Origin of the sequence: Paracoccus marinaquae (assembly GCF_018860165.1) — a bacterium.
In the GTDB taxonomy this organism is placed as follows: domain Bacteria; phylum Pseudomonadota; class Alphaproteobacteria; order Rhodobacterales; family Rhodobacteraceae; genus Paracoccus; species Paracoccus marinaquae.
In genome coordinates this window covers 1-7,536 of the sequence record NZ_JAHKNG010000074.1, presented here as the reverse complement: position 1 = coordinate 7,536, position 7,536 = coordinate 1, and the positions used below count along the sequence as shown (strand labels likewise).

Annotated in this window: 7 protein-coding genes and 1 tRNA gene; 5 read left to right on the top strand and 3 right to left on the bottom strand. The window is 63.9% G+C overall.

What is annotated here, in order from left to right:
* The 3 genes from KNW02_RS19710 to KNW02_RS19700 all read left to right on the top strand — a co-directional run.
* Positions 1-215: hypothetical protein (locus KNW02_RS19710; protein ID WP_216034895.1), on the top strand; the 215-nt coding region annotated here is incomplete at its 5' end.
* 147 nt (positions 216-362) lie between these two features.
* On the top strand, positions 363-782 hold the full coding sequence (locus KNW02_RS19705) for a hypothetical protein (protein ID WP_216034894.1): 420 nt from the start codon (positions 363-365) through the stop codon (positions 780-782).
* A complete protein-coding gene (locus KNW02_RS19700) occupies positions 782-1,237 on the top strand; it encodes a TniB family NTP-binding protein (RefSeq protein ID WP_216034893.1) in 456 nt (151 codons plus the stop codon). The genes KNW02_RS19705 and KNW02_RS19700 overlap by 1 nt, the downstream gene beginning before the upstream one ends.
* Before the next feature lie 1,074 nt (positions 1,238-2,311).
* On the opposite strand, the gene lon is transcribed toward KNW02_RS19700, so the two are convergent.
* Both lon and KNW02_RS19690 read right to left on the bottom strand, forming a co-directional pair.
* Positions 2,312-4,723: an endopeptidase La gene (gene lon, locus KNW02_RS19695; RefSeq protein ID WP_216034892.1), complete on the bottom strand. Its 2,412-nt coding sequence runs from the start codon at positions 4,721-4,723 to the stop codon at positions 2,312-2,314.
* 183 nt (positions 4,724-4,906) lie between these two features.
* Positions 4,907-6,262, bottom strand: coding sequence for an ATP-binding protein (locus KNW02_RS19690; protein ID WP_216034891.1), 1,356 nt, complete (start codon positions 6,260-6,262; stop codon positions 4,907-4,909).
* A gap of 34 nt (positions 6,263-6,296) precedes the next feature.
* On the opposite strand from KNW02_RS19690, the gene KNW02_RS19685 reads away from it, so the two are divergent.
* Entirely contained in the window at positions 6,297-7,160 is an 864-nt protein-coding gene (locus tag KNW02_RS19685; RefSeq protein ID WP_216034890.1) for an MBL fold metallo-hydrolase, read from the top strand.
* A 60-nt stretch (positions 7,161-7,220) separates the two neighbouring features.
* Positions 7,221-7,295 (top strand) — tRNA-Asn (locus KNW02_RS19680).
* A gap of 59 nt (positions 7,296-7,354) precedes the next feature.
* Here the strand turns inward: KNW02_RS19680 and KNW02_RS19675 are convergent.
* The coding region (locus KNW02_RS19675; protein WP_216034889.1) for a transposase at positions 7,355-7,536 on the bottom strand (182 nt) is incomplete at its 5' end.

Here is a 7,536-nt window from a genome sequence, read left to right as displayed (position 1 = left end):
ACCGGGTAGCCCCGCTCGGTGATCTGCGCGACCGCGTCCCGTTTGAACTCATCGCTGAACTTGCTGCTGCTCATTATGGCCTCCTTGCCTCAAAATTAGCGAAGAAGGCGTCCACGATACACGGGGCTATTCACCGGAATTTCCGTACAGGCGGCGAGGAAAGCCATCACTGCGGGGAAAATCCAAGGCGATCCGATCCATGTCGCCACCGTTGAGGGCACCCGCAGCCATGGCGGGCGTATGCGCCTTGTACAGGCATCCAGCCTTCCCGCGCACCTTCAACAACGCCTCGGCAGGGCCGTATTCGCCACGAAAACAGATACTTCACCTGCGATGCGCTCAACGCCATGGGTGACGGGCGGGTGACCGTGCATATCCCGAAATACCATGGGTTCTCGGCCCTTCGCATCACGGATGCCAAGGGCGATCATCTCGGCTTTGCCTATTCCGACACGCCCTATGACGTGATGGACATGCGCGGGGCCAAGGAAAGCGCCCGGCGCACCAGCCTCTACAACCGCGCGATGACCGCCATGGATAAATCAGCTCCTGACATCGACGCGTTGCAGGAGCTGATCGCCTGGGGCGAACGGCGCGGCGATGTGACACCCAACGAGCCGGACGCCGTGATGACCGTCAACGGCCTTGGCGGCAAGGGGCTGATGCGACCCCCGATTGCCCCTCCCGAATCCCTATCCAACCAGGAGGAAGAGGACGAAGCCCTTGCGGTGGACGCCGCCCGCGCCTCGATTCTCTACCCCGCAGACAGAAAGGCATCCTGATGCTGACCAAACCTATCATCAGCGAAATTTTCGTCGAAACAAAAGCCGTTAAGCGCGTTCGCGATGCCATTGAGTTCGCGATGATCTCGCCCTATCCGGCCCATATCATCAGTTCGCCCGGACGCGGCAAGACCACTGCCCTCTACCATCTCGCCCGCGAATATGACGGTGCCTATATCGAGATCGGTGCACAGCAGAAAACCATGTCCGTTCCCGAGGTGTTGGGCGTGATCAGGGACTATTTCGCGCGTCAGGCGGCAACGGATGCCGAATTCATTGTGGCTTGTGCAACGGAATTTGGTGGGGCGAAGCACTTCATTGTCCACCTAGCACGGGCGCAGCCCATTCCCGGCGTTCGAGCCGTGGAGTCCCCCTCCACAGCCGTTCGCTCGATATTCCTGGGTTTATCTCGGTCCCGAGATATCGCCACCGGCCAGGCACTATGCTGCGGATGACGGCCAGATTTCCTTCCCCGATCTCGGGCTTGAAATCATGAACCTGATGCGGCTGGAGGCCGGATTGCTCAACGACGCCACCGACAAGCACTTCTTATTGGCGGCGGTGTGGATTACACAACCGTCGATGCGACGGGCGTCCGCACCGTCCGCTTGGAGAACTGGCCCGACAGGTTGGGGGAAGCGATCACCCCCGGCCGGGAGAGGCAATAACATGGCGGCCGTCGCAGCATTCGCGGCCGGCATGTTCTCCTTCGGGAGCGCCGCCGCCGGCACCCTGTTTTCCACCGCTGCGGCATTTGGTGCCGCAGGATCCTTCTACGCTGGTCCCACCATTGGCGGTTGCTCGTTCGGCCAGGCGCAGGGACCCGCTTATCCCAGCCCCACTCGCATCTGTCAGGAAAATGGCAGCACGAGGTGATCCGCACTGCCTAGCCTTTGACTTACAGGACCCATCACCAGTCAGTCATCTCCGGCCAACTATCAGGTGCGGTGACCCACCCGACAATGCTGGTAGCTTCAGGCTTCGACCACCGGATATCGCCAGCCAGCGCCGACAAACATAGCGGCAGGACTAGAGATCATCAACTGTGCTATGCGTTGGCAGGTTTCTCTGAACATAAAAAGGACAGCCCGGATGATCGGACCGTCATCGCGAGGATCTACCTGGACAACCACCTGTCTTTGCGCGCCCGCACACCGAGTCTATTGGGCCACAGCATCGTGCGCTCAACATGCCCGGAAGGGAACTGGCTGAAGGCGCCGCGCCCAGGGTGATCTGTCGCAGCTGCTCGGGCGCCTACCAGGGCCATCACCACCACACCGACCGAGCCACATCAGCACCTTAGCATCGCGCGGCCAGAATGTCAGGTCGATGTCGCCAGATGCGCGATTCTTGCGGGCCCTTTGCAAGAAAATGCGCGGTCGGACGCCCGCTATCCGTCACTTTCGACACCTGAATTGCAACTCAGCTTTCGACACTTTCCGGCTAAGCCATTGGCGATGCTTCATCTTAGAAGATTTCCCACCGTCTTAGATGAAAGTCCCCCCCCCTCCACCGCGCAGACGCTTCGCCTAATGCGCCACCGCGCTGCCGCCTCCTGCCTCGCGTGCGGCCAATCGGGCGGCCTCGGCAGCCTCTTCGGCGGTTTCGTCCCATTCGACCGGCTCGGGCTGCCGCACCAGTGCGTGCTTCAGCACCTCGCGGACATTGCTGACCGGGATGATCTTCAAGCCGTTCTTCACGTTGTCCGGAATCTCGGCCAGATCCTTCTCGTTATCGGCCGGGATCAGCACCGTCTTGATGCCGCCGCGCAGCGCCGCCAGCAGTTTTTCCTTCAGCCCGCCGATGGCCAGGACATTGCCGCGCAGCGTGACCTCGCCGGTCATGGCGACGTCCTTGCGTACCGGAATGCCGGTCATCACCGATACGACCGAGGTCACCATGGCAACGCCGGCCGAAGGACCATCCTTGGGCGTGGCGCCTTCGGGAACGTGGACATGGATGTCACGCTTGTCGAACTCGGGCGGTTTCACCCCGATCTCGGGCGAGATCGAGCGCACGAAGCTGGAGGCCGCGTCGATCGATTCCTTCATCACCTCGCCCAGTTTCCCGGTGGTCTTCATCCGGCCCTTGCCGGGCAGGCGCAGCGCCTCGATCTGCAGCAGATCCCCGCCCACCGAGGTCCAGGCCAGACCCGTCACCACGCCGACCTGATCCTCCTTCTCGGCCAGACCATAGCGATGGCGCCGCACGCCAAGATATTCCTCGGCCTTGTCGGGCGTTATCTCGACGGATTTGACCTTGCCCTTGAGGATTTCGGTCACCGCCTTGCGGGCCAGCTTGGCGATCTCGCGCTCCAGCGAGCGCACCCCCGCCTCGCGGGTGTAATAGCGGATCACATGGGTCAACGCCTCATCGCTGACGCTGAACTCGCCCTTGCGCAGCCCGTTCGCCTTGATCTGCTTGGGCAGCAGGTGCTGACGCGCGATCTCGCGCTTTTCATCCTCGGTATAGCCGGCCAGCGGGATGATCTCCATCCGGTCGAGCAGCGGCCCCGGCATGTTGTAGCTGTTGGCGGTGGTCAGGAACATCACGTTCGACAGATCGTATTCCACCTCAAGATAGTGGTCGACGAAGGTCGAATTCTGTTCCGGATCCAGAACCTCCAGCATCGCCGAGGCCGGATCGCCGCGGAAATCCTGTCCCATCTTGTCGATTTCATCCAGCAGGATCAGCGGGTTCGTCGTCTTGGCCTTCTTCAGCGCCTGGATGATCTTGCCCGGCATCGAGCCGATATAGGTCCGCCGGTGCCCGCGGATTTCGCTTTCATCGCGCACGCCGCCCAGGCTGATGCGGATGAACTCGCGCCCCGTGGCCCGCGCGACCGACCGCCCCAGCGAGGTCTTGCCCACGCCCGGAGGTCCGACAAGGCACAGGATCGGGCCTTTCAGCTTCTGGCTGCGCGCCTGCACGGCCAGATATTCGACGATCCGTTCCTTGACCTTTTCCAGCCCGTAGTGATCGGCATCCAGCACCTGTTCGGCCCGGCCCAGATCCTTCCGGGTGCGCGATTTCACGCCCCAGGGCAGGGCCAGAAGCCAGTCCAGATAGTTGCGGCTGACCGTGGCCTCGGCCGACATGGGCGACATGGATTTCAGCTTTTTCAGCTCGGATTCGGCCTTTTCGCGGGCCTCCTTGCTGAACCTGGTCCTAGCGATCTTCTCTTCCAGTTCGGCGATCTCGTTCTGGCCGTCCTCGCCGTCGCCCAGTTCCTTCTGAATGGCCTTCATCTGCTCATTCAGGTAATATTCGCGCTGCGTCTTCTCCATCTGGGTCTTGACGCGCGTCTTGATCTTCTTCTCGACCTGCAGGACCGACATCTCGCCCTGCATCAGGGCATAGACCTTCTCCAACCGCTCGGCGATGTCCAGCGTGTCCAGCAGGTCCTGCTTCTTGTCCAGTTCGATCCCCATGTGGCCGGCGACCAGATCGGCCAGCTTGGCCGGCTCGCCCGCCTCGGCAACGGCGGTCACCACCTCTTCGGGGATATTCTTGCGCACCTTGACATAGCGCTCGAACTCTTCGGCGACGGTCCGCACCAATGCCGTGACCGTTGCCTCGTCGCCCGGGACCTCCGGCAGCACCACGGCGGCGGCTTCGAAATGGTCGTCATTCGGCACGAAGCCGGTGATCTCGACGCGCTCCTGACCTTCGACCAGCACCTTGACCGTGCCGTCGGGCAACTTGAGCAGTTGCAGCACGTTGGCCAGAACGCCGGTGCGATAGATCCCGTCCTCGTCGGGCTCATCCACCGAGGCGTCCTTCTGCGCGGCCAGCAGAATCGGGCTGTCCGATTCCATCACCGCCTCAAGCGCACGCACCGACTTCTCGCGCCCCACGAACAGCGGCACGATCATGTGCGGAAACACCACGATGTCGCGCAAAGGCAGCACCGGATAGGTCTGAGAAGCGAATTCGTTCATTCGTTGCGTTCCTTTCCCGCCCGAAGCCGCGGCCCCGTGATGGCGGCGCGCGACCCCTGCATCGCGTCAATCTAGGGCTGCGCGATCCGCCGTTCAATATGGCCCCGACAATACCACATATTTCGGCCCCGCGCCGCAGCCCCCCAAGGCCCTGTGTCCGCCGCCGCACGATGCGATGGGGAATCAGCGCGGAATGACGATCTCGGCCCGCAGGCCGCCATGCCGTGAGCCGCGCCCCAGGCGCAACTGTCCGCCATGGGCCCGCGCGACATCCGCAGCGATCGCCAGACCCAGTCCGGCCCCCTGTCCCCGGTTGCGGCTGCGCGCCGGATCGAGCCGGGTAAAGGGCCGCATCGCCGCCTCGAGGCTGCCCTCGGGGATGCCCGGCCCGTCATCCTCGACACCGATGCGCAGGCTGCGCGGGCCAAGGGTGGCGTCCAGTTCGGCATGGGTGCCGTAGCGAACGGCATTGCCGATCAGGTTTTCAAGCGCGCGGCGCAGCATGTCGCGGCGGAAGGTCGCCTCGCCCGCCTGATCCCCCTCAAGATCCAGCAGCGCCACCTTCTGCCCGGCGCGCTGTGCGTCGGCGACGATCTCGCGCAGGAAATCAAACGGCCGGGTCGGCTCGGGGGCGCTGTCCTGCCCCTCATCGCGGGCATAGTCCAGAAAGGCGTCCACCATCCGGTTCATCTCGGCGATGTCGCTTTCCATGGCGGCAATATCCTCGGCCTCGGGCGGCAGGTCGGCCGACAGCATCGACAGCCCCAGACGCAGGCGGGTCAGCGGTGTGCGCAGATCGTGGCTGATCCCCGACATCATGATCTTGCGCTGCTCGTTCTGCCGCTCGAGCCGGTTGCGCATGTCCAGAAACGCGGTGCCGGCGCTGCGCACCTCGGTGGCGCCTCCCGGCCGATAGGGCACGATCCGGCCCTTGCCGTATTCCTCGGCCGCCCGCGCCAGCCGCCGGATCGGCCGCAGTTGGTTGCGCAGGAACACGGTCGCAATGCCGGTCATCAGCAGCGAGGTAAAGCCCATCAGCACCAACAGCTGATGCGGGTTCGAGGCGCTGACCATCCTTCGGGCGAAGGTCAGCGAATAGGGTCCGAAGCGGCCCTGCATCACGACCGCGACCCGCTTGTCGTCGCTGGCCAGATCCACCGCCAGAACCTGCGGCAGGGCAGCGCGCAACCCCTCGATCACCACCCGCCCCGAGAGGTCATAATAGAGCCGCTGGTCGCCATCGGACCCGCTTGCGGGCAGATCCAGCGTCAGCTCCAGCGGAACCGCGATCGAGCGCCCCGCCAGCAGGGCAAGGGCGGCATTGTCGGTCTGCTCCATCTGTTGCGCCACAAAGCCCAGTTCACGCGCCATGCTTGCGGTCATCTGCCGGGTCACGCCCTCGAAATGGCGCTGCAGGAACATCACGCTGACCACCAGCATCAGCACCACCACCGGCAGGAACAGGATCAGCGCCGCCCGGCCATAGAGCCCGCGCGGCAACAGAAACTTGAGTTGACCCGTCTCGCCCTGGTTGGTCATGGAAACCTCGCCCGACTGCCGCTAGGCTAGCCGCATGAGCCGCCCGACGAAAGAGCCCCGCCGCATCCTTGCGCCCAACCCCTCGGCCCTGACCGGCCCGGGCACGAACAGCTTTCTGATCGGCACCCACGAGGTCGCGGTGATCGACCCCGGCCCCGACGATCCGGGGCATCTGGCCCGCATCGTCGAGGCGGCACAGGGCCGGATCAGCCATATCTTCGTCACCCATGCCCACCGCGATCACAGTGCCGGCGCGGCAGGCCTGTCGCGCCTGACCGGGGCTCCGGTTCTGGCCTTCGGCGATGCCCTGTCGGGCCGCTCGCCGGTGATGCAGAAGCTGGCAGCGCAGGGTCTGGTCGGCGGCGGCGAGGGGCTGGACATGGATTTCGCCCCCGACCGGCTGCTGCGCGACGGCGATTGCGTCGAGACTTCCGAATGGGCGCTGACCGCGTTGCATACGCCGGGCCACTGCGGCGGGCATCTGAGCTTTCTCTGGCAGGACAGCCTGTTCTGCGGCGATGTGGTCATGGGCTGGTCCACGACGATCATCTCGCCTCCCGACGGCGATCTGGTCGATTATTTCAGATCGCTCGACCGGATGGTTCAGATGGCACCGCGCCGATTGCTGCCCGCACACGGAGACCCGGTCGAGGCGCCGTCCCACCGCATCGCCGAGCTTGCCGCCCATCGCCGCGAGCGCAGCGCCCAGATCCTCGCCGCCCTGCGCGAGCGCCCCGACGATGCGACGGGTCTGGCGGGACGCATCTACGATGTCGGCCCCGAACTGCTTGGCGCCGCCGCGCGCAACGTCCTGGCCCATCTGATCGCACTCTCGACGCTTGGCGCCGTGACCGCGCTGGACGAAATCGGCGCCGAGGCGCGCTTCGCGGCTTTGTGAAAAAAACGTCGCAACGCCACTGGACGGCCCCGAGCCTCATTGATATATCCCGCCCCGTGTTCCGGCGTAGCTCAGCGGTAGAGCAGTTGACTGTTAATCAATTGGTCGTAGGTTCGATCCCTACCGCCGGAGCCATACATCTTGCCCATACCGCTACGATTGCGGGCAAGATCATGACTGATCCCAGTGAACCACTACCGGCTGACGCCGGTAGCATCCCGTTTTCCATGCAGTTCCAGATACTGAAGCATGATGTCGTCGGTGACATTGCCCGAGGTTGTCGAGAAATATCCGCGGGCCCAGAACCGCCTGCCCCAATATCGTTTGCGCAGGTCCGGGAACTCCATCTGGATGCGGCGTGACGACCGGCCCTTGA